This window comes from Pseudomonas sp. EA_35y_Pfl2_R5, assembly GCF_963970805.1.
GTDB lineage: Bacteria > Pseudomonadota > Gammaproteobacteria > Pseudomonadales > Pseudomonadaceae > Aquipseudomonas.
Window position 1 is genome coordinate 722074 of sequence record NZ_CAXAOW010000001.1, and the last position, 20526, is coordinate 742599.

Here is a 20526-nt window from a genome sequence, read left to right on the forward strand (position 1 = left end):
ACATGAGTGCAGTGATCGACACGCATGGTCATGCCGGGCACGACCATCACCACGGCCCCGCCAAGGGCCTGATGCGCTGGGTACTGACCACCAACCACAAAGACATCGGCACCATGTACCTGTGGTTCAGCTTCGCCATGTTCCTGCTTGGCGGCAGCATGGCCATGGTGATTCGCGCCGAGTTGTTTCAGCCGGGTCTGCAAATTGTGCAGCCGGAATTCTTCAACCAGATGACCACCATGCACGGTCTGATCATGGTGTTCGGCGCGGTGATGCCGGCCTTCGTCGGTCTGGCCAACTGGATGATTCCGCTGATGGTCGGCGCGCCGGATATGGCCTTGCCGCGCATGAACAACTTCAGCTTCTGGTTGCTACCAGCGGCGTTTGGCATGTTGATCAGCACCTTGTTTATGGAGGGCGGCGGACCCAACTTCGGTTGGACCTTCTATGCGCCGCTGTCGACCACCTACGCGCCGGAATCGGTGACCTTCTTTATCTTCGCCGTTCATCTGATGGGCATTAGTTCGATCATGGGGGCGATCAACGTGGTCGCCACCATCCTCAATCTGCGCGCCCCCGGCATGACCCTGATGAAGATGCCGCTGTTCGTCTGGACCTGGCTGATTACCGCATTCCTGCTGATCGCGGTAATGCCCGTTCTGGCCGGTTGCGTGACCATGATGCTGATGGATATCCACTTCGGCACCAGCTTCTTCAGTGCCGCTGGCGGCGGTGACCCGGTGCTGTTCCAGCACGTGTTCTGGTTCTTCGGTCACCCCGAGGTGTACATCATGATCCTGCCGGCATTCGGCGCGGTCAGTGCGATCATCCCGGCTTTCGCCCGTAAGCCGCTGTTCGGCTACACCTCGATGGTTTACGCCACTGCGTCGATCGCCTTTCTGTCGTTTATCGTCTGGGCGCACCATATGTTCACCGTCGGCATTCCGCTGACCGGCGAACTGTTTTTCATGTACGCGACCATGCTGATCGCCGTGCCGACAGGGGTGAAGGTGTTCAACTGGGCCAGCACCATGTGGCGCGGTTCGATGACCTTCGAAACGCCGATGCTGTTCTCGGTGGCCTTCGTCATCCTGTTCACCATTGGTGGTTTCTCCGGGCTGATGCTGGCCATCGCTCCGGCGGATTTCCAGTATCACGACACCTACTTCGTGGTGGCGCACTTCCACTACGTGCTGGTGCCTGGAGCAATCTTCGGTATCTTCGCCTCGGCTTATTACTGGCTGCCGAAGTGGACCGGGCATATGTATGACGAAACCCTCGGCAAGCTGCATTTCTGGATGAGCTTTATCGGTATGAACATGGCGTTCTTCCCGATGCACTTTGTCGGTCTGGCCGGCATGCCGCGGCGCATCCCTGACTACAACATGATGTTCGCCAACTTCAACATGGTCTCGAGCATCGGCGCCTTTATGTTCGGCGCCACTCAGTTGCTGTTCCTGTTTATCGTCATCAAGTGCATCCGTGGCGGCAAACCCGCAGCAGCCAAGCCTTGGGACGGTGCCGAAGGGTTGGAGTGGACCGTGCCGTCGCCAGCGCCGTATCACACCTTCACCACGCCGCCTGAAGTGAAATAGGGAGCCGACCGATGAGCGAAGCCCTGTCGACCCGCCGCCTGGTTATCCGCTTGTCACTGGTGGTGGTCGGCATGTTCGGTTTCGGCTTCGCTCTGGTGCCGATTTATGACGTGATGTGCCAGGCCTTTGGCATCAACGGTAAGACCGCTGGTGCCTATGAGGCTGGGCTGCAAAGCACCGATCAATCGCGCCAGGTACGGGTGCAATTTCTTGCCACCAACGCCGCCGAGATGGTCTGGGAGTTCGGCCCAGAGGCCGACGAAGTGCTGGTGCATCCGGGGGACAGCACGCAGATGTTGTTTGTCGCCTACAACCCCACCGACAAGCCGATGACCGCGCAGGCGATCCCCAGCGTGGCGCCGTCCAAGGCGGCTGCCTACTTTCACAAGACCGAATGTTTTTGCTTTACCCAACAGGTACTGCAACCCGGTGAACGCATCGAAATGCCGGTGCGGTTTATCGTCGATAGAGACTTACCGGCAGATGTTCGCCACCTAACCTTGGCCTACACCTTGTTTGATATCACCGAGCGCAAGCCGCCGGTGGCACAAGCGACCCTTCCCCGGGCGACTCCATAAGGAGAACAATAAATGTCGAGTCACGAAAGTCACGAAAGCTATTACGTCCCGGCCCAGAGTAAGTGGCCGATCATCGCCACCCTGGGCATGCTGTTTTCGGTGTACGGCGTAGGCACCTGGTTCAACGATATGAAGGCTGATCGCGCCGACTCCAACGGCCCGTTGATCTTCTTTATCGGCGGCCTGTTTCTCGCCTATATGCTGTTCGGCTGGTTCGGCAATGTGATCAAGGAAAGCCGTTCCGGCATGTACAGCCCACAGATGGACCGCTCGTTCCGCTGGGGCATGAGCTGGTTCATATTCTCCGAGGTGATGTTCTTCGCTGCCTTCTTTGGTGTGCTGTTCTACGTGCGCACCTGGGCCGGGCCATGGCTCGGTGGTGAAGGCGACAAAGGAGTGAGCAACATACTCTGGCCTGGCTTCGAGTACAGCTGGCCGCTGCTTAACACGCCTGACCCTAAACTCTATCCGGCACCGAGTGGCACCATCAGCGCCTGGGGCTTACCGCTGATCAATACCATCTTGCTGGTGACCTCCAGCTTTACCCTGACCTTTGCCCACCACGCGCTGCGCAAGAACCACCGCAAACCGCTGACCCTGTGGCTGGCGCTGACGGTGATTCTCGGTATCGCCTTTCTGGTGCTGCAGGTCGAAGAATATATCCACGCCTACACCGAACTTGGCCTGACCCTGGGCTCGGGCATCTACGGCGCGACTTTTTTTATGCTTACCGGCTTTCACGGCGCCCACGTGACCTTGGGAGCGCTGATGCTGAGTATCATGTTGATTCGGGTTGTTCGCGGGCATTTCAGCCCCGAGCAGCACTTCGGCTTCGAGGCAGCGGCCTGGTATTGGCACTTTGTCGATGTGGTGTGGATTGGTCTGTTTGTCTTCGTTTATGTGCTGTGACGCGGCTACCAGGTGACATGCGAGACCAGTTGGCCGCTATAGAAACCCCAGGCAATAAGGGCAACGGTCAGCGCGGTAAGGGTCACGCGCACAGTCAGCGCGTTGACCACACGGGAGGTTTTACCTTCGTCCTTGACCAGAAAGAACAGGCCACTGAACAGGCTGACCAGAGTAGCCAGTAGTAACAGGACGATCGCGGCTTTAAGCATGCGTGACTCCCAAGCGGAACTTCGGGGGAAGGGAAATGTGTTTCAGCTGCAGTATAGCCAGCTTGTTCAGGGCTTTAGGGAGGTCGCAATGAGTGCCTTCCGTCCTGGCTGGCTGCCCAGCGTGCTGGTGCTGCTGCTGTTTCCTTGTCTGATCGCCCTCGGCTTCTGGCAGCTGGCGCGGGCCGAAGAAAAGCGCGAGCTGTTGGCCGCACATCAAGCTCAGCAATTGGCTGCTCCCATCAGCATCGCTGAGCTGGAGCGGCAGTCCAACCCGGCTTACCAGCGTGTGCAGTTGCAGGGCTTCTTCGATGCGCGGCATACCCTGCTGCTGGACAACCGCACCCGCGACGGCAAGGTCGGTGTTGAGGTGCTGCAACCTTTTTATGATCAAGCCAGCGGTCTTTGGCTGCTGCTCAATCGCGGCTGGTTACCCTGGCCAGATCGGCGTATTACACCAACCTTCGCCACCCCGGACACGCCGCTGCGCCTGCAAGCCACGGTGTATGTACCGCTAGGTGAAGCCTTTCAGCTGCAGACTGTGGAGCCGGCAAGCGGCTGGCCGCGGCTGGTCAACGAAGTGAAGCCTGATGTTCTGTGGCAGCAACTGGGCCGCGGTGGGCTGGGTTATGAGGTGCGCCTTGAGCCGGGCCCCGCGTCATTTCAGAGCGATTGGCCGATTATCGCCATGAGCCCCGACAAGCACCTTGGTTATGCCGTGCAGTGGTTCGCCCTGGCGGCGGCCCTGCTCTGCCTGTTTATCTATCTAGGTCTATCTAACGCGCGGGAGACTCGCCATGAACCCAGCCATCGCCCTGCCTGAAGTGTCGCCTGAACAGCGGCGCCGCGGGCGGCTGCAACTGATCCTGATCCTGGCCGTGGTGATCGGCCCGATGATCCTTGCCAGTGCCATGTACCAGTGGCGTTTCTGGGTACCAGAAACCCGTAGCTATCACGGCGAACTGATCGGCACTGGGCAGACTCGTGCCGACCTTGGTGTCGTGGGTGCCGATGAGCAACGCTGGCAGTTGCTGGTGACCGTGCCGGATGTTTGTGATGCCGCCTGCAAGGAGCTGGTGTTTCTCGCTCGCCAGGTACATATCGGCCTAAATCGTGATGTCGCCCGCGCTGCCCATGGCCTGGCCAGTGCCCTGCCTATTGCTGACGACTATGACGCCCAACTGCGCCGCGAATATCCGCAACTGGCGCGCTATCAGTTGCAGCTGGATGCCTACGGCAAGGCCGCCGGCAACGCCCCCGGTGCGCAGCTGTGGATCGTCGACCCGCGCGGCAACCTGGTGCTGCGGTATGACGCCACCAGCAAGGGCAAGTCGATTCTCAATGATCTGCGGCATCTGCTGAAAATCTCGCAAATTGGTTGATAGACCCTTAGAGGACTAATACACGTTGTTATCCCGCGCTGGAATCAGGCTCGGGCTGCTTTTCTAACGCTCGTAGATTTCACGCGCTAAGCGGATCTGCATGTTTGCCTTCGGCGGTTGCTTCCCCAGGGTGTTGTATTTGTCGAACCTTCGCTGGCTAGGGTTTTCAAAGGTCTACCTAAGGAGAAAAGATGAGTAAGCCTGGTTACCGTTTTGCCCTGTTCGCCACCGTGCTGGCGGTCGTTGTGGTGTTACTCGGTGCCTATACCCGCTTGACCCACGCCGGCCTGGGTTGCCCGGACTGGCCTGGCTGCTACGGCTTTATTGTTGTGCCGATGAGCGAGCATAAGCAGACCCTGGCCGAAGTGCGTTTTCCTGAAGCGCCGGTCGAAGTCGCCAAGGGCTGGTACGAAATGATCCACCGCTATTTTGCCGGTGCTCTGGGGCTGGTGATTCTGGGCTTGGCGGTACAAGCGCTGCGCCGCCGTGATGAGGCGAATCAGCCACTCAAACTGCCTCTGCTGTTGCTCGGTTTGGTGACATTGCAGGCGGCTTTCGGCATGTGGACGGTGACGCTGAAGCTCTGGCCGCAGGTGGTGACGGCGCACTTGCTTGGCGGCTTTGCCACGCTCAGCCTGCTGTTTCTATTGACCCTGCGTCTCTCCGGCAAGACGGCCGCCTTGGCCAACCTTCCCGCGCGACTGCGTAGCCTGGCGGCACTCGGTCTGCTGCTGGTAATTGGCCAGATTGCCTTGGGCGGCTGGGTCAGCAGCAACTACGCGGCGGTTGCCTGCGTCGATCTGCCGACCTGCCATGGCGAATGGTGGCCGGCGATGGACTTCGCCAACGGGTTTCACTTGACCCAGCATATCGGCCCCAATTACCTCGGCGGCCAGCTGGATAGCGACGCGCGCACCGCCATTCATATGACCCACCGCATTGGCGCGCTGCTGGTGACCCTGGTGCTGCTGCTGTTGGCCTGGCAACTCAAGCGCCATGGCCTGGCACGCTTGGCCGGGTTGCTGGTGCTGGCGCTGGCGGCGCAGATCAGCCTGGGTATCAGCAACGTGGTGTTTCATCTGCCACTGCTGGTGGCGGTGGCGCATAACCTCGGCGGTGCGGCTCTGTTGCTGACTTTAGTGCTGATCAATTACCGGCTGCGTAGCAGCTTAGCGCGGGCATCCCAAACGACGAGCGCGCAGGGCGGTTTTGCCGCACTGCCCAGCAAATAATCAGAACAATCGAGGAGAGACCCTATGGCTACTCTAGCGCGCGAACAGCAAGCCCACGTCAGCTGGCGCGACTACCTGGAGCTGACCAAGCCCAAGGTGGTGGTGCTGATGCTGATCACCTCCTTGGTCGGCATGTTTCTCGCCACCCGTGCGGGCGTGGCCTGGCAAGTGCTGATCTTCGGTAATCTCGGTATCGGCCTGTGCGCTGGCGCGGCGGCGGCGGTCAACCATGTGGTCGATCGGCGCATCGACTCGATAATGGCGCGCACGCTCAAGCGTCCGGTCACTTCGGGGCGCATCTCGCCGACTGCCGCGCTGGGTTTTGCCCTGTTGCTAGCGGTAGCGGGAATGGCCCTGCTGCTGACCTTTACCAACGAGCTGGCGGCCTGGCTGACCCTGGCTTCGCTGCTTGGTTATGCCGTGCTCTACACCGGCTTTCTCAAGCGCGCTACGCCGCAGAATATTGTCATTGGTGGTCTGGCCGGCGCGGCGCCGCCTCTGCTTGGCTGGGTGGCCGTGACTGGGCATATCAGCGCCGAACCGTTGCTGTTGGTGCTGATCATCTTCGCCTGGACGCCGCCGCATTTCTGGGCCCTGGCCATCCACCGCAAAGAGGAATACGCCAAGGCCGACATCCCCATGTTGCCGGTGACCCATGGTGAGCACTACACCAAGGTGCATATCCTGCTGTACACCCTGGTGATGTTTGCCGTGACCCTGCTGCCCTATGCCATCCATATGAGCGGGCTGCTCTACCTGGCCTGCGCCGTGGTGTTGGGCGGGCGCTTCCTGCATTGGGCGGTGGTGCTGTACCGTGACAGCAAGCCGCATGCCGCGATCAACACTTTCAAATACAGCATCTGGTATCTTTTCGCGCTTTTTATCGCCCTGCTGGTCGACCACTATCTGATCATGTAGAAGCTACTGCGCTCGGTTCTGCTGCGTTGAAATCAGCCTCGGAATGCTCATGTACAACTCGCACACTGCGCTTCCTCGGCTGACTTCGCCTTGCATAACCGTCGCTCGCGACGCTTCTAAATGATCAGAATCTGCTGTTAAACCTGTAATCGTTGGTGCCATGACCCGAACCCAGATCACCGTTTTTGTTCTCGTTGCCATCGTCGCCCTGGTGCTGGGCCTGACCGTCAACAAGGTGCTGACCAGCAAGGGCCAGGGTGATCCCACCGTTCTGCTGGATGCCGGCATCGTCCTGCTGCCACAGAGCCGCAGCCTGCCGGAGCTGAGCCTGACCAATCAGGATGGCCAGAAAGTAGCGGTCGATCAGCTCAAGGATCAGTGGAGCCTGCTGTTCTTCGGCTACACCTTCTGCCCGGACATTTGCCCGGCCACCCTCGCCCAGCTGCGCCAACTGCAAGGTCAGCTACCGCCGGAAACCCTGGCCAAGTTGCGTATCGTGCTGGTCACGGTTGACCCCAATCGCGATACGCCGGAGCAGTTGAAGAAGTACCTGGACTATTTCGATGCCGGTTTTATCGGCCTGACCGGCGAGCAGGCGACTCTGCAGAAGCTCGCCAACGGCGTCAGCATTCCGTATATCCCGGCTGATACCAGCAAGGAAAACTACACCGTCGACCATAGCGGCAACTTGGTGATCATCGGCCCGGATGGCAAGCAGCGCGGCTTTATCCGCGCGCCGATCAACAACTCCAAGTTGGCCGCGCAGCTGCCCGGCCTGCTTGATCGTTCATAAGGCACTATTTGGCGAATAGCTGGCTGATGTCCTTGAACGCCTTGAACTCCAGGGCGTTGCCGCATGGGTCGAGCAGGAACAACGTGGCCTGCTCGCCCGCCTGACCGGCGAAGCGCACATAGGGCTCGATCACAAATTGCGTGCCCTTGGCCTGTAGCCGCGCTGCCAGCGTTTGCCAATCCTCCCAGCTCAATACCACACCGAAATGCGGCACCGGTACGTCGTGACCGTCCACCGGGTTGCTGTGCGCCGCCTCTTGATAGGCCATCTTTGGCGCCTGATGAATCACCAGCTGGTGGCCGAAAAAGTCGAAGTCCACCCAGTGCTCACTGCTGCGGCCTTCGGCACAGCCGAACACCTCACCGTAGAAGTGCCGTGCAGCTGCCAGGTCGTAGACGGGAATTGCCAGGTGAAAAGGTGCGAGAGCCATGCTGGAGTTCCTTGAAAGGGCGGTCTGCTGATTCTCAGCAACAGCGATTCTGATGAAAAGCGAATATTCTTGCTCGCAAGCACCAATAAAATTGATCAGTTGAGGCGTCGATGCTACGCGAGTTGAAAACCTTTGTGGCGGTGGCGCGGCATGGCACCTTCGCGGCGGCCGGCCAGCAGGTTGGCCTGACTCAGTCTGCAGTGAGCGCACAAATGCGTGTGCTGGAGCGGGGGCTGGGCGTCCGGTTGTTCGAACGCAGTGGTCGTTCGGCGGTGCTGAATGCTGTCGGTCGACATGCCTTGCCGCTGGCGGAGCAGATGCTCGGGCTGTATGCGCAGATGGCCCTGCCGACCAGCGCGGCCGAGTGGCAAGGCGAACTGAAAGTAGGTGCGATTGCCACGTTGCAGACCGGTCTGCTGCCCGAGGCCTTGCCGCAGTTTCGCGCGGCCGCCCCACGAGTCGAGCTGAAGCTGGTGCCGGGCGTATCGCTGAACCTGCTGAGTCAGATCGATGCCGGCGAATTGGACCTGGCGCTGTTGATCAAGCCGCCCTTCGAGCTGCCTAAGGAACTGCTGCAGATCAGCCTGGCGCGTGAGCCGTTTGTGCTGATCACGCCGCTCAGCGTGACGGCGGATAATCCGCTGCAGATCCTCGCCGAGCAGCCGTTCGTGCGTTACGACCGACGTTCGTTCGGTGGGCGACGGGTCAATCAGTTCCTCCGCGAGCAGCGCCTGACGGTACAGGAAGCGCTGGAGCTGGATGAGCTGGAGGCGATTGTACGCATGGTCGAATGCGGCCTTGGGGTATCGCTAATTCCGCGTGCCGGTCTGTGGCTGCAGCGGCCAACCCAGTTGCGGGTGATCGATCTGGGCGAGCTGACCTTCCACCGTGAACTGGTGGCGATATTGCGCCGCGCTCAGCGTCAGCCGGCTCTGGATTGCCTGCTTGAGTGCCTGAGCGAAGCTGCCCTAAACGACAAACCCCGCACGGGGCGGGGTTTGGCAGAGGGTGCAGCTAACGCGGCGTCTTAGAACGCCGGAACTACAGCGCCCTGATACTTCTCAGCGATAAAGGCTTTCACTTCGGCGCTGTTCAGCGCCTTGGCCAGTTTCTGCAGGGCGGCGTTGTCCTTGTTGTCGGCACGCGCAACCAGGATGTTGACGTACGGCGAGTCGTTACCTTCGATGATCAGCGCGTCCTTGGTCGGGTTGAGCTTGGCTTCCAGGGCGTAGTTGGTGTTGATCAGCGCCAGGTCGACCTGGGTCAGCACGCGCGGCAGGGTGGCGGCTTCCAGTTCACGCACCTTGATAGTTTTCGGGTTCTCGGCGATGTCTTTTGGCGTGGCGAGGATGCCGGCTTCCGGCTTGAGGGTGATGAGGCCAGCCTTTTGCAGCAGCAACAGGGCACGGCCGCCGTTGGTGGCGTCGTTAGGGATTACCACGTTGGCGCCTTGCGGCAGGTCGGCCAGGGTTTTGTGCTGGCTGGAGTAGGCGCCGAAGGGCTCGACGTGTACGCCGGCAACGCTGACCAGCTCGGTGCCGCGGCTCTTGTTGAACTCATCCAGGTACGGCTGGTGCTGGAAGAAGTTGGCATCCAGGCGCTGCTCGGCAACTTGTACGTTGGGCTGCACGTAGTCGGTGAAGACTTTGATGTTCAGTTCAACGCCTTCTTTGGCCAGGGCCGGCTTAACGAACTCGAGTATTTCCGCGTGCGGCACGGCAGTAGCGGCGACGCTCAGGCTTTCAGCCTGGGCGGAAAAGGCTGCCAGGGCAGCAACGGCGACGATCAGTTTTTTCATCATAAAGCTCCTTGTGGGATTGGCTTGGGGCGGCGGGTCGCCGCGCTACGTCAAACGATCTATTTACGGGAAAAATGCACCACCAGCTTGTCGCCGACGGTTTGTAGAATCTGTACCAGCACCAGCAGCAGGATCACTGTCACCGCCATCACGTCTGGCTGATAGCGCTGATAACCGTAACGCACGGCCAGGTCGCCCAGGCCGCCGCCGCCGATCAGGCCGCTCATGGCGGTGTAGGACACCAGGGTAATGGCGGTCACGGTGATCGCCGCGATGATGCCTGGTAGCGCCTCGGGCAGCAGTGCGTTGACCACGATCTGCCGGGTGGTTGCGCCCATGGCCTGGGTCGCTTCGATGATGCCGCGGTCGACTTCACGCAGCGCGGTTTCCACCAGACGGGCGAAAAACGGCGTGGCCCCGACTACCAGCGGAGGAATGGCCCCGGCGACGCCCAGCGAGGTGCCGGTGACGATCACCGTGAAGGGGATCATCACGATCAGCAGGATCACGAACGGCACCGAGCGCAGGATATTTACCAGCAGCGAGAGGAAGCCGTAGAAGGCCTTCTGTTCGAACATCTGCCGTGGGCTGGTCAGGAATAGCAGCACGCCTAAGGGGAGTCCCAAAAGCACGGTAAATAGCATGGAGCCGCCGAGCATGCTCAGGGTGTCCAGGCTGGCGTAGCCGATTTCCGCCCAATCCACGTTGGGCAGCAGGCGAGTCAGTAGGGCTTCCATTAGCGCAGCACCTCCAGATGCACGTCGGCGGCTTCAAAGCGCGCCAGCGCGGCGTCCAGATCGCCGCCGGTCAGGGCCAGGGTCAGCTGGCCGTAGGGGGTGTCCTTGATGCGGTCGATACGTCCTGCGAGGATGCTGTAATCCACTCCAGTTTCCCGCGCCACGGTGCCCAGCAGGGGCGCGTAGGTGGCTTCGCCCTGGAAAGTTAGGCGCAGGATACGTCCGGCGACATGGGCAAAATCGTCACGCTGTTCGTTCTCGTCGATCTGCTCGGCTTCCTGCACGAAGCGCTTGGTGGTGGCGTGCTGTGGATGCAGAAACACCTCGGCCACCGGGCCGGATTCGACAATTACCCCGGCTTCCATCACCGCTACGCGGTCGCAGACTCGGCGGATCACGTCCATCTCGTGGGTGATCAGCACGATGGTCAGGTTCAGCTCGCGGTTGATCTCGGCCAGTAGCTGCAACACCGAGGCGGTGGTCTGCGGGTCGAGGGCGCTGGTGGCTTCGTCGCACAGCAGGATTTTCGGTTCGGTGGCGAGGGCGCGGGCAATGCCGACGCGCTGCTTCTGTCCGCCGGAGAGCTGCGCCGGGTACTTGTTGGCGTGATCCTGCAGGCCGACGCGGGCCAGCAACTCCGTCACGCGGGCATTGATAGCGCTACGCGGCAGCTCGCCGGCCAATTTGAGCGGCAGGGCGACGTTGTCGGCGACGGTTTTCGATGAGAGCAGGTTGAAGTGCTGGAAGATCATCCCGACCTGCTGACGGAAGCGCCGCAGGCCGCTGGCGTCGAGCGCGGTGACGTCTTCGCCGTCGATCTCGATACGCCCGCCGGAAGGCTGTTCCAGGCGGTTGATCAGACGCAGCAGAGTGCTTTTGCCGGCGCCGGAGTGACCGATGATGCCGAACACTTCGCCCCGGGCAATCTGCAGATCGCTCGGTTGCAAAGCGGGGATGTCCTGACCACTGACGCGATACGCCTTGTGGACCTGGTGAAAATTGATCACGGGATAAACCTTTTGGGTTTTTCGGGCTGCCGGGTAGGCCGAAACGGCGGCTAGTCTACCCGGCGCTGTTTAGGTCGCAAAAATCTTTGTAGGCCTATGGTTATAGCTAAATTGCATTAGATACCTGGCCGCTCTGGGCAGTGTAGCCAGCGCCAATGCAAACGACCGGGCAAGCCCGGTCGTTGTGCTGCCCAAGCCGCATCAGCGTTTGGGGCTGAGTACCAGCTGCGGCACCTGAGCCGGCTTGATCACCTGGCTCATGCGTGGGCTGAAACTCGGGTCGATGCGCTTGATCCGCGCGTTGAGCAAGGAGGCGACCCAGGGGAAATCTTTGGCCTGGCGCACTTCGATGCGCACTGCGCAATTGAACGCGACCATATCCGCCGCAACCCCATCGAGCAGGCTGCGCAGGCGCTCGTTGTCCTGGTTATCGAGCATCGGCAGGGCGATCACGCTGCTGGCGGCTGCTGGGTCGATCAGTCGGGCCTGCGGCTTGGCTGGCGCTGGTTCTTCTGCTGGCGGGGTATTCGGCAGCTGAGTGGCCTGGATCGCAGCAGCCTGGCGTTCGGCAGCCAGACGCAACTGGCGCGCCTGCTCCAGGCGGGCGGCTTCGGCACGGGCGTCGGCCTGCTCAGCAGAGCGGCGCTGTTGTGCGGCGGCGGCTAGTTCGGCTTCACGGGCCTGGGCGATGGCACCATCCAAGCCGGTGGTCAGCGCCGGTGCTTGCGGCATCAGGCTGCGGGCGCGGCTCAGGGCTTTGGTGGCGTTATCCAGATCGCCGGCTTGCAGGGCTTTCTGGCCTTGTTGCAGATGCGCTTCAGCGAGCTGGCGCTGGTATTGCTCTAGGCGGGTATCGCCGGCGGCGCGTTGCTGCAGGCTACCGAGCTGGCTTTCGGCACCGCTCAGGTCGCCGCTGGCGAGGCTTTGGTCGAGCTGGCGAAAGGCGCTGACCAGATCGTCCACCGGCAGGTTGGCCGGTTGCGGCGCGCTTTGGCAGCCGGCCAGCAGCAGAACCAGAATCAGGGGGAATCCACGGAAAATGAACGATTTCATTACTGCGCGTCTCGAATTGTGCAAAAAACGCGCAAGTCTACACTGCGCTCGAAAGCATCACCAACTGTTCAAGCCGTTGGCCGAGGTAGGCTCATCGTAGGGCGGGTTAGCGACGCCATGCTCCGTACCTCGAGACACCAGCCCTTTGGCGCGTCGTGTAACCCACGAGGCGATCTCCCGTGTTGCGTCGATGGTGGGTTACGGCGCAACGGCAAATCGCACAGGCCATCCAGCTGGTAACAAGCGCCTAACCCACGAAAAGACGTTTAACCGCAGGTTTCAGGCGGTGCGTCTTGGCAGGGCAAAACTCAGTAAAAACAGTGTTGCTGCGCTGACCACGATGGACGGCCCGGCCGGAGTGTCCTGAAACCACGACAGGCTCAGCCCACCGCACACCGCGACGATGCCCAGCAGGCTGGCGCCGAAGGCCATCTGTTCCGGCGTGCGCGCATGGCGCTGGGCGGCGGCGGCAGGAATGATCAGCAAAGAGGTGATCAACAGCACGCCGACGATCTTCATCGCCACGGCGATCACCACAGCGATCAGCAGCATCAAGCTCAGGCGAATCGCCGCCACGGGCAGGCCTTCGACCTTGGCCAGCTCCTCGTGCACGGTAATCGCCAGCAGCGGCCGCCAAAGTATGGCCAGCAACACCAGCACCAGCGCACTGCCGCCGATGATCCAGGCCAGGTCGGTCGGGCCGACGGCCAGCAGGTCGCCGAACAGGTAGCCCATCAGGTCGATGCGTACATCCTGCATAAAACTCAGCACCACCAGGCCCAGCGAAAGGGTGCTGTGGGCGAGGATGCCGAGCAATGTGTCGGAGGCCAGTGGCTGGCGGCTTTGCAGGGTGACCAGCAGCACCGCCAGCAGTACGCAGCCGACGGTTACCGCCAGGGTCGGGCTGACGTCGAGCATCAGACCCAGGGCGACGCCGAGCAGCGCGGCATGTGACAGGGTGTCGCCGAAATAGGCCATGCGCCGCCACACCACAAAGGAACCCAGTGGACCGGCAACCAGCGCCAGGGCGAGACCGGCGAGCAGGGCGTTGAGCAGAAAATCAGCCATGCTTGCAGCCATCTCCGTGGATATGGGGTTTTACTGGGCCTTTGATGCTCAACCCGGCGGGGGCGTCCGTAACTACAGCGCCGTGCAAGTCGTGCTCATGGTCATGGTGGTGGGTGTAGACGGCCAGGCTCTTGGCGTCCTCGCCGAACAGCTCGACAAAGGCCGGATCGAAGCTGACCTGCTCTGGGTGCCCGGAACAGCAGACGTGGCGGTTGAGGCAGACCACCTGATCGGTGGTGCTCATCACCAGATGCAAGTCGTGGGACACCATCAGCACGCCGCAGCCATGGCGGTCGCGCAGCTGGGTGATAAGCCGGTACAGCTCGGCCTGGCCGGCGACATCGACGCCCTGCACCGGCTCATCCAACACCAGCAGTTCCGGCTCGCGCAACAAGGCGCGGGCCAGCAGCACGCGCTGCAGCTCGCCCCCGGAAATGCTTTGCAGCGGGCTGTCGATCACCTGCTCAGCGCCCACTTCCGCCAGCGCTGCCTGCACATCTGCGCGCGTTACACCGGGCACCAACCGCAGAAATCGCAACACCGAGAGCGGTAGGGTGGCATCGACATGCAGTTTTTGCGGCATATAGCCAACGCGCAGTTTGGGCTTGCGCCAGACGCTACCGGTGTCGGGTTTGAGCAGGCCTAGCACGGCGCGCACCAGGGTGGTCTTACCGGCGCCGTTGGGGCCGATCAGGGTGACGATTTCTCCAGGCTTTACGCTTAACTGCACATCCTGCAGCACGCTCTGTCCGGCGAAGGTCACGCCCACCCCAGCGAGGCGGATCAGGGCGTTGCTCATGCGGGCTCCTGGCAGCCTGCGCAAAGGCCTACCACTTCTACCGTCTGGCTTTCCACGGCGAAGCCAACCCCGGCCGCACTGTTGATGATGGCATTGCTGATCGCGGCCTGTTCGAGCTCGATGGCCGCATGGCAGCCACGGCAAATGAGGAACTGGCCCTGGTGAGCGTGTTCCGGATGACTGCAGCCGACAAAGGCGTTGAGTGAGGCGATGCGGTGCACCAGGCCGTTTTCCAAGAGGAAATCCAGGGCGCGGTACACCGTCGGTGGCGCGGCGCGACGGCCATCTTCATCGCTCAGCACGCCGAGGATGTCATAAGCCCCTAGCGGCTTGTGACTGGCCCAGACCAGCTCCAGCACGCGCTTGCGCAGAGTGGTCAGGCGTAACCCCTGGCGCGCGCAGATGCTTTCCGCCTCTGCGAGGGCATGAGTGACGCAGTGAGAATGGTCGTGTGGGCGTGAAGCCAGCGGCGCTTGAGTCATGGGCAACGACGAATAAGGTGAGAGACGTTATTATATTACCCGTTCCTTCCCGCTTGAGTGTTCCCCGTGTTACGTCTTTTTCCGGCTTTGAGTCTGCTGTTGATCACTTTATCCCTGAGTTTTGTGGCCCAGGCCCAGTCTCAAACCCAGCTGCGGGTGCTGACCAGCATCAAGCCGCTGCAGCTGATTGCCGCTGCCGTACAGGACGGCGTCGGCCAGCCCGACGTACTGCTGCCGCCGGGCGCTTCGCCGCATCACTATGCATTGCGCCCCTCCGATGTGCGCCGGGTGCGCGATGCCGACCTGCTGTATTGGGTTGGCGCGGACCTTGAGAGCTTTCTGCCACGCGTGCTGGCCGGCCGGAATAAGCCAAGCGTGGCAGTGCAGGATGTACCGGGTATGTCCCTGCGGCATTTTGGCGATAGCGAAGGGCAACATGCCGAGCATCAGGATGATCACGCAGATCACGCAGATCACGCAGATCACGCGCACGCAGCCGACCAGCATGACCATGCACACCGCCCCGGCAGCCTGGATGCCCACCTCTGGTTGCTGCCGGCTAACGCCCGGGTGATTGCCGACAAGATCGCCAGCGATCTAGCGCAGGCTGATCCGGGCAATGCTGCGCGTTACCATGCCAATGCCAAGGCGTTCGGCGAGCGTCTGGATGAACTGGATCAGCGCCTGAAAAGCCGCTTGAACGGTTTGGCCGGCAAGCCCTACTTCGTCTTCCACGAAGCCTATGACTACTTCGAGGCCGCCTATGGCCTCAAGCACGCCGGTGTATTCAGCGTGCTCGGTGAAGTGCAGCCGGGCGCCCAGCATGTCGCCGCCATGCGTAAACGTCTGCAGCAAGCGGGGCCAACCTGCGTATTCAACGAGCCGCCGCTGCGCCCGCGGCTGGCACAAACCCTGACCGCCGGTCTGCCGGTTACCCTGGCTGAACTGGACGCTATGGGCGGCGCCTTGCAGGTGGACGCACGTGGCTATGAGGTATTACTGGAAAATCTGGCAGGCGAATTGGCGGGTTGTCTCGAGGCGCTATAGGTTGTGCTGCGCAGCAGCGAGGCCCAACGCTAGTCGGCTCTTGGAATTGTTGGACCTCGCTCAGCCCAACCTACCTACTTCTTTAGAACGCGAACGGCAGTGCTAGATCAATCTGCTGGCGCTGCGCCAGGCGACGCTGGAATTCGTCCGGATCATGGATCAGTACTTCCTGTCCGGCGAACGATTCGGCAGCGATCAGGCGTGACAGCCAGAAGCGCACGCAGGCGATACGCAGCATGGCCGGCCAAAGCTCAGCTTCTGCCGCGGTGAATGGTCGCAGGCCGGCATAGGCCCCGAGCAGCGCTTGCGCGCGTTTGTTGTCGAGGCTGCCGTCTTCGAAAGAGCACCAGTCATTCAGGGCAATCGCCAGGTCATAGAGCATCGGCCCTGAGCAGGCGTTGTAGAAATCGATCACCCCGGCCAAGTGGTTGCCGTCGAATAGCACATTGTCGCGGAACAGGTCGGCATGCAGATTGGCCTGCGGCAAGGCGAGGATGCGCGGCCTGAGTGCATGGATCTCCGCCAGCGCATCGCGCAGCAAAGGCAACTGTTCATCAGGCAGTTGCAAGGCCAGGCTCGGCCCTTCAGCGAGCATCCAGTCCAGGCCCCGGTCACTCTTGCGCGGCAGTGGCTGATTGCGCGTGGCCAAGTGGATGCGCGCCAGCAGTGCGCCGACTTCCTGGCAGTGATGTGGGTTGGCCTCATGCACATGCTTGCCAGCTAGGCGCGGCTGGAGCAGCGCCGGTTTTTCCGCCAGGCTGCGCAACGCTTCGCCGCTGGTTGTGCGTAGGGCATAGGGCACTGGCAGACCGACGTCGTGCAGCACGTCGAGCAGTTCGATAAAGAAGGGCAAGTCGCCGCTCGGGCCGCGCTCGATCAGGGTCAGAACGAATTCGCCCTGCTCCAGGCTGACGAAGAAATTGCTGTTCTCGCTGCCCGCGGCAATGCCCTGGAAGTCGCGCAAGCGACCCAGGCCATAGGGGGCGAGAAACGCCTCGAGCTCATGGCGCTCAAGCGGGGTAAACACCGACATTGCAGAACTGCCTTCTTACCAGCTGAAAATTTCCCAGGCCGGAATCAACATATCCGGGCTGTCCGAACGGACGAAGTTGCCATCACTGCCATCGGCGCGTACCAGAAAGTACGGTTTACCGCCTTTGGGAATGACCTTGACCGCGTAGAGAAAACCGTTGACCCGATATTCATGGATGGTGCGGTCGCCGTCCTGGCGAATGGTTACGTCTGGATCGGCCGAAACCGGGTCTTCGGCGTGGACTGCCAGGGTGGTGAACGCCAGCAGGCTGGCCAGCAACAGGCGATTGAGTGCGCGCATGATAACCTTGTCCCTTTGATTCCAATGGTGCGGCCATTCTACCGCCGCCCCCGCCGAAAAGGTTGATCCTGCTCATGAGCCAAGCCCCTCTCGTTCTGGTTGACGGTTCGTCTTACCTTTACCGTGCCTTCCACGCCCTGCCGCCGCTGACCACCTCCAAGGGCTTGCCCACCGGCGCGGTGAAGGGCGTGCTGAACATGCTCAAGAGCCTGCGCAAGCAGTACCCGAAAAGCCCGTTTGCCGTGGTGTTCGACGCCAAGGGTGGGACCTTCCGCGATGAAATGTTCGCCGAGTACAAGGCCAACCGTCCGTCGATGCCCGATGAGCTACGCGTCCAGGTCGAGCCGCTGCACGCCAGCGTTAGGGCCATGGGCTACCCGCTGTTGTGCGTCGAGGGCGTCGAGGCCGATGACGTGATTGGCACCCTGGCCCGCCAATGCGCCGCCGAGGGCCGCGATGTGGTGATCTCCACCGGCGACAAGGACATGGCCCAGTTGGTTTGCCCGCACGTTACGCTGGTCAACACCATGACCGGTAGCGTCTACGACATCGATGGCGTGAAAGCGAAATTCGGGGTCGGTCCTGAACTGATCATCGATTACCTGGCGCTGATGGGTGACAAGGTCGACAACATTCCCGGCGTACCGGGCGTCGGTGAAAAGACCGCGCTGGGCCTGTTGGTCGGTGTCGGCGGCGGCCTGGATGTGCTCTACGCCAACCTCGATAAAGTGCCTGAGTTGCCGATCCGCGGCGCCAAGACCCTGCCGGCCAAACTTACCGAGCACAAGGACATGGCCTACCTGTCCTATGCGCTGGCGACCATCAAACTGGATGTGCCGTTGAATATCGCCATCGATTCGCTGCATCCGGGTGCAAGCGATCTGCCTGCTCTGCTTGAGCTGTACGCCGAGCTGGAATTTAAAACCTGGCGCGATGAGTTGTTGCGCAGCAATCCGGCTCCGGCTGCCAAGACTCCGGTAGCCGCGCCTGCCGACGATCTGTTTGCTCTGGCCCCTAGCGCCAGTGCTGCCGCTGTAGTCGCGCCAGCTCCAGCAACCTCTGATGCCCCGACTGCCGACGCGGCGGTTACCGAGCTGTCCGCACCGGCAGCCTTGGGTGATTACCAGTGCATCCTGGAGCAGGTGCAGTTCGACGAATGGCTGGAGAAGCTGCGCAATGCCGAGCTGATCGCTTTCGACACCGAAACCACCGGCCTGGATGCACAGAAGGCCCAGTTGGTCGGCCTGTCCTTCGCGGTCAAGTCCGGCGAAGCGGCGTATATCCCGGTCGCGCATTCTTATATGGGCGTGCCAACTCAGCTGGATCGCGATGCGGTGCTCAAGGCGCTGAAACCGATTCTCGAAGACCCGAAAAAAGCCAAAGTCGGTCAGCACGCCAAGTACGACATCAATATCCTCGCCAATGCCTCGACGCCGATTGCGGTGCAAGGCGTGGCTTTTGACACCATGCTCGAATCCTACGTGCTGGACTCCACGGCCACCCGTCACGACATGGACAGCCTGGCGCTCAAATACCTCGATCACAGCAACATCCGCTTCGAGGATATCGCCGGCAAAGGCGCCAAACAGCTGACCTTTGACCAGATCGATCTGGCCCAGGCCGCGCCTTACGCCGCTGAGGATGCCGACGTGACCCTGCGTCTGCACCAGCACCTGTGGGCCAAGCTGTCGGCTGAGCCGAGCCTGGCCAAGGTGCTGCAGGAAATCGAAATGCCGCTGGTGCCGGTGCTGGCGCGCATCGAACGCCAAGGTGCGCTGGTGGATGCCAAGCTGCTCGGCCTGCAAAGCAACGAGTTGGGCGAGAAGCTGGTGGCGCTGGAGCGTCAGGCTTTCGAGATTGCCGGTGAGGAGTTCAACCTGGCTTCACCCAAACAGTTGGGAGTCATTCTCTACGAGAAGCTCGGTCTACCGGTGATCAGCAAAACCGCCAAGGGCCAGGCGTCGACTGCCGAAGCGGTGCTGGCCGAACTGGCCGAGCAGGACTTCGAACTGCCCAAGGTGCTGATGCAGTACCGTAGCTTGAGCAAACTGAAAAGCACCTACACTGACCGCTTGCCAGAGCAGGTCAACCCGCGCACCGGACGTATTCACACCAGCTATCACCAGGCGGTGGCGGCCACCGGGCGTTTGTCGTCCACCGACCCGAACCTGCAGAACATTCCGATCCGTACTGCCGAAGGCCGACGCATTCGCCAAGCCTTTGTCGCGCCCAAGGGCTACAAACTGCTGGCGGCGGACTATTCGCAGATCGAGCTGCGCATCATGGCTCACCTGGCCAAGGATGAAAGCCTGTTGGATGCCTTCCGCCACGGTCGCGATGTACACAAGGCCACCGCTGCCGAGGTGTTCGGCGTGCCGTTGGAAGAGGTCACCAGTGATCAACGCCGCAGCGCCAAGGCGATCAACTTCGGTTTGATCTACGGCATGAGCGCTTTTGGCCTGGCCAAGCAGATCGGCTGCGACCGTAAACAGGCGCAGGCCTATATCGATGTGTATTTCGCCCGTTATCCCGGGGTGCTGGCCTATATGGAGCGCACCCGCGAGCAGGCGTCCGAGCAGGGCTTTGTCGAGACGCTGTTCGGCCGCCGTCTGTACCTGCCGGATATCCACGCGAAGAACCAGGCGCTGCGCAAAGGCGCCGAACGCACGGCAATCAACGCGCCGATGCAAGGCACGGCGGCGGACATCATCAAGCGCGCCATGGTCACGGTGGACAGTTGGCTAAGCGAATCCGGCCTGGATGCCAAGGTCATCCTGCAGGTACACGATGAGCTGGTGCTGGAGGTTCGCGAGGATCTGGTCGCACACGTCAGCGAGCAGATCCGGCCACTCATGGGCAATGCCGCCGTGCTGGATGTACCGCTGCTGGTGGAGGTCGGCGTGGGCGACAACTGGGATGAGGCCCATTAAGGCGTTCCCCGGCAGCGTGGCGGTAGCGCTCGTATGGCAGGTGCTAAATGAACATGAGTATCAATGCCGACTTGCTTATAACTAATTAATTTTTAGCTGCGTCTGAACTTTGCTATGGCTTGGCCACTCAGAGCTTATGAATGGCCTAGACAACCATTCAATGCTCCTTTGTTGTGTTAAGTGTTGGCAGATTCTGGACCCCGCCCTAGCGGTTCAGATGTTGAACCCC

The 20526-nt window shown here is 61.2% G+C and carries 22 protein-coding genes; 11 read left to right on the forward strand and 11 right to left on the reverse strand.

What is annotated here, in order from left to right; all coding sequences use genetic code 11:
• Positions 1-2: 2 nt before the first annotated feature.
• Genes ctaD through AACX99_RS03265 form a run of 3 tightly spaced genes read left to right on the forward strand, consistent with a single transcriptional unit; the run spans position 3 to position 3082 of the window.
• Positions 3-1595: a cytochrome c oxidase subunit I gene (gene ctaD / locus AACX99_RS03255; protein WP_339409451.1), complete on the forward strand. Its 1593-nt coding sequence runs from the start codon at positions 3-5 to the stop codon at positions 1593-1595.
• Positions 1596-1606: 11 nt separating this feature from the next.
• Positions 1607-2173 (forward strand): cytochrome c oxidase assembly protein, encoded by a 567-nt coding sequence (locus AACX99_RS03260; protein WP_339409453.1) that lies wholly within the window; start codon positions 1607-1609, stop codon positions 2171-2173.
• Between the two features lie 12 nt (positions 2174-2185).
• A complete protein-coding gene (locus AACX99_RS03265; protein WP_339409454.1) occupies positions 2186-3082 on the forward strand; it encodes a cytochrome c oxidase subunit 3 in 897 nt (298 codons plus the stop codon).
• A 5-nt stretch (positions 3083-3087) separates the two neighbouring features.
• On the opposite strand, the gene AACX99_RS03270 is transcribed toward AACX99_RS03265, so the two are convergent.
• Positions 3088-3291, reverse strand: a complete 204-nt coding sequence (locus tag AACX99_RS03270; protein WP_108486646.1) for a twin transmembrane helix small protein — start codon at positions 3289-3291, stop codon at positions 3088-3090.
• Positions 3292-3379: 88 nt separating this feature from the next.
• Here AACX99_RS03270 and AACX99_RS03275 point away from each other — a divergent pair, with 88 nt between their 5' ends.
• The 5 genes from AACX99_RS03275 (at position 3380) to AACX99_RS03295 (ending at position 7613) form a co-directional block, all read left to right on the forward strand.
• The gene (locus AACX99_RS03275) at positions 3380-4111 is read left to right on the forward strand and encodes an SURF1 family protein (protein WP_339409457.1); all 732 of its coding nucleotides are present in this window, start codon (positions 3380-3382) and stop codon (positions 4109-4111) included.
• Positions 4086-4670 carry a hypothetical protein gene (locus AACX99_RS03280; protein ID WP_339409459.1) on the forward strand — a complete coding sequence of 195 codons (585 nt, stop codon included), beginning with the start codon at positions 4086-4088 and terminating at the stop codon, positions 4668-4670. The genes AACX99_RS03275 and AACX99_RS03280 overlap by 26 nt, the downstream gene beginning before the upstream one ends.
• A gap of 191 nt (positions 4671-4861) precedes the next feature.
• The gene (locus AACX99_RS03285; protein ID WP_339409461.1) at positions 4862-5902 is read left to right on the forward strand and encodes a COX15/CtaA family protein; all 1041 of its coding nucleotides are present in this window, start codon (positions 4862-4864) and stop codon (positions 5900-5902) included.
• 24 nt (positions 5903-5926) lie between these two features.
• Complete coding sequence (gene cyoE / locus AACX99_RS03290; RefSeq protein ID WP_339409462.1) at positions 5927-6820, forward strand: heme o synthase; 894 nt, start codon at positions 5927-5929, stop codon at positions 6818-6820.
• 160 nt (positions 6821-6980) lie between these two features.
• Complete coding sequence (locus tag AACX99_RS03295) at positions 6981-7613, forward strand: SCO family protein (RefSeq protein WP_339409464.1); 633 nt, start codon at positions 6981-6983, stop codon at positions 7611-7613.
• A gap of 4 nt (positions 7614-7617) precedes the next feature.
• On the opposite strand, the gene AACX99_RS03300 is transcribed toward AACX99_RS03295, so the two are convergent.
• On the reverse strand, positions 7618-8043 hold the full coding sequence (locus AACX99_RS03300) for a VOC family protein (RefSeq protein WP_339409466.1): 426 nt from the start codon (positions 8041-8043) through the stop codon (positions 7618-7620).
• Between the two features lie 110 nt (positions 8044-8153).
• Between AACX99_RS03300 and AACX99_RS03305 the strand changes: the two genes are divergently transcribed.
• Complete coding sequence (locus AACX99_RS03305; protein WP_339409468.1) at positions 8154-9074, forward strand: LysR family transcriptional regulator; 921 nt, start codon at positions 8154-8156, stop codon at positions 9072-9074.
• Here AACX99_RS03305 and AACX99_RS03310 read toward each other — a convergent pair.
• The 7 genes from AACX99_RS03310 to AACX99_RS03340 form a co-directional block, all read right to left on the reverse strand.
• Complete coding sequence (locus tag AACX99_RS03310; protein ID WP_339409470.1) at positions 9071-9841, reverse strand: MetQ/NlpA family ABC transporter substrate-binding protein; 771 nt, start codon at positions 9839-9841, stop codon at positions 9071-9073. The genes AACX99_RS03305 and AACX99_RS03310 overlap by 4 nt on opposite strands.
• 59 nt (positions 9842-9900) lie before the next feature.
• Complete coding sequence (locus AACX99_RS03315; protein ID WP_090254404.1) at positions 9901-10578, reverse strand: methionine ABC transporter permease; 678 nt, start codon at positions 10576-10578, stop codon at positions 9901-9903.
• Positions 10578-11585: a methionine ABC transporter ATP-binding protein gene (locus tag AACX99_RS03320; RefSeq protein WP_339409472.1), complete on the reverse strand. Its 1008-nt coding sequence runs from the start codon at positions 11583-11585 to the stop codon at positions 10578-10580. The genes AACX99_RS03315 and AACX99_RS03320 overlap by 1 nt, the downstream gene beginning before the upstream one ends.
• A gap of 201 nt (positions 11586-11786) precedes the next feature.
• Entirely contained in the window at positions 11787-12638 is an 852-nt protein-coding gene (locus AACX99_RS03325; RefSeq protein WP_339409473.1) for a PA5502 family lipoprotein, read from the reverse strand.
• A 279-nt stretch (positions 12639-12917) separates the two neighbouring features.
• Positions 12918-13706, reverse strand: a complete 789-nt coding sequence (gene znuB, locus AACX99_RS03330; protein ID WP_339409474.1) for a zinc ABC transporter permease subunit ZnuB — start codon at positions 13704-13706, stop codon at positions 12918-12920.
• Positions 13699-14505, reverse strand: coding sequence for a zinc ABC transporter ATP-binding protein ZnuC (gene znuC / locus AACX99_RS03335; protein ID WP_339409476.1), 807 nt, complete (start codon positions 14503-14505; stop codon positions 13699-13701). The genes znuB and znuC overlap by 8 nt, the downstream gene beginning before the upstream one ends.
• A complete protein-coding gene (locus tag AACX99_RS03340; protein WP_339409478.1) occupies positions 14502-14987 on the reverse strand; it encodes a Fur family transcriptional regulator in 486 nt (161 codons plus the stop codon). The genes znuC and AACX99_RS03340 overlap by 4 nt, the downstream gene beginning before the upstream one ends.
• A gap of 87 nt (positions 14988-15074) precedes the next feature.
• Between AACX99_RS03340 and znuA the strand changes: the two genes are divergently transcribed.
• A complete protein-coding gene (znuA, locus tag AACX99_RS03345) occupies positions 15075-16034 on the forward strand; it encodes a zinc ABC transporter substrate-binding protein ZnuA (RefSeq protein WP_339409663.1) in 960 nt (319 codons plus the stop codon).
• Positions 16035-16116: 82 nt separating this feature from the next.
• Here the strand turns inward: znuA and AACX99_RS03350 are convergent, their stop codons facing one another.
• Together AACX99_RS03350 and AACX99_RS03355 are read right to left on the reverse strand one after the other, a co-directional pair.
• Positions 16117-17067, reverse strand: a complete 951-nt coding sequence (locus AACX99_RS03350; protein ID WP_339409480.1) for a homoserine kinase — start codon at positions 17065-17067, stop codon at positions 16117-16119.
• A gap of 15 nt (positions 17068-17082) precedes the next feature.
• Positions 17083-17367 (reverse strand): DUF2782 domain-containing protein, encoded by a 285-nt coding sequence (locus AACX99_RS03355; RefSeq protein ID WP_339409481.1) that lies wholly within the window; start codon positions 17365-17367, stop codon positions 17083-17085.
• A 74-nt stretch (positions 17368-17441) separates the two neighbouring features.
• On the opposite strand from AACX99_RS03355, the gene polA reads away from it, so the two are divergent.
• Complete coding sequence (polA, locus tag AACX99_RS03360; RefSeq protein WP_339409483.1) at positions 17442-20297, forward strand: DNA polymerase I; 2856 nt, start codon at positions 17442-17444, stop codon at positions 20295-20297.
• Positions 20298-20526 lie beyond the last annotated feature (229 nt).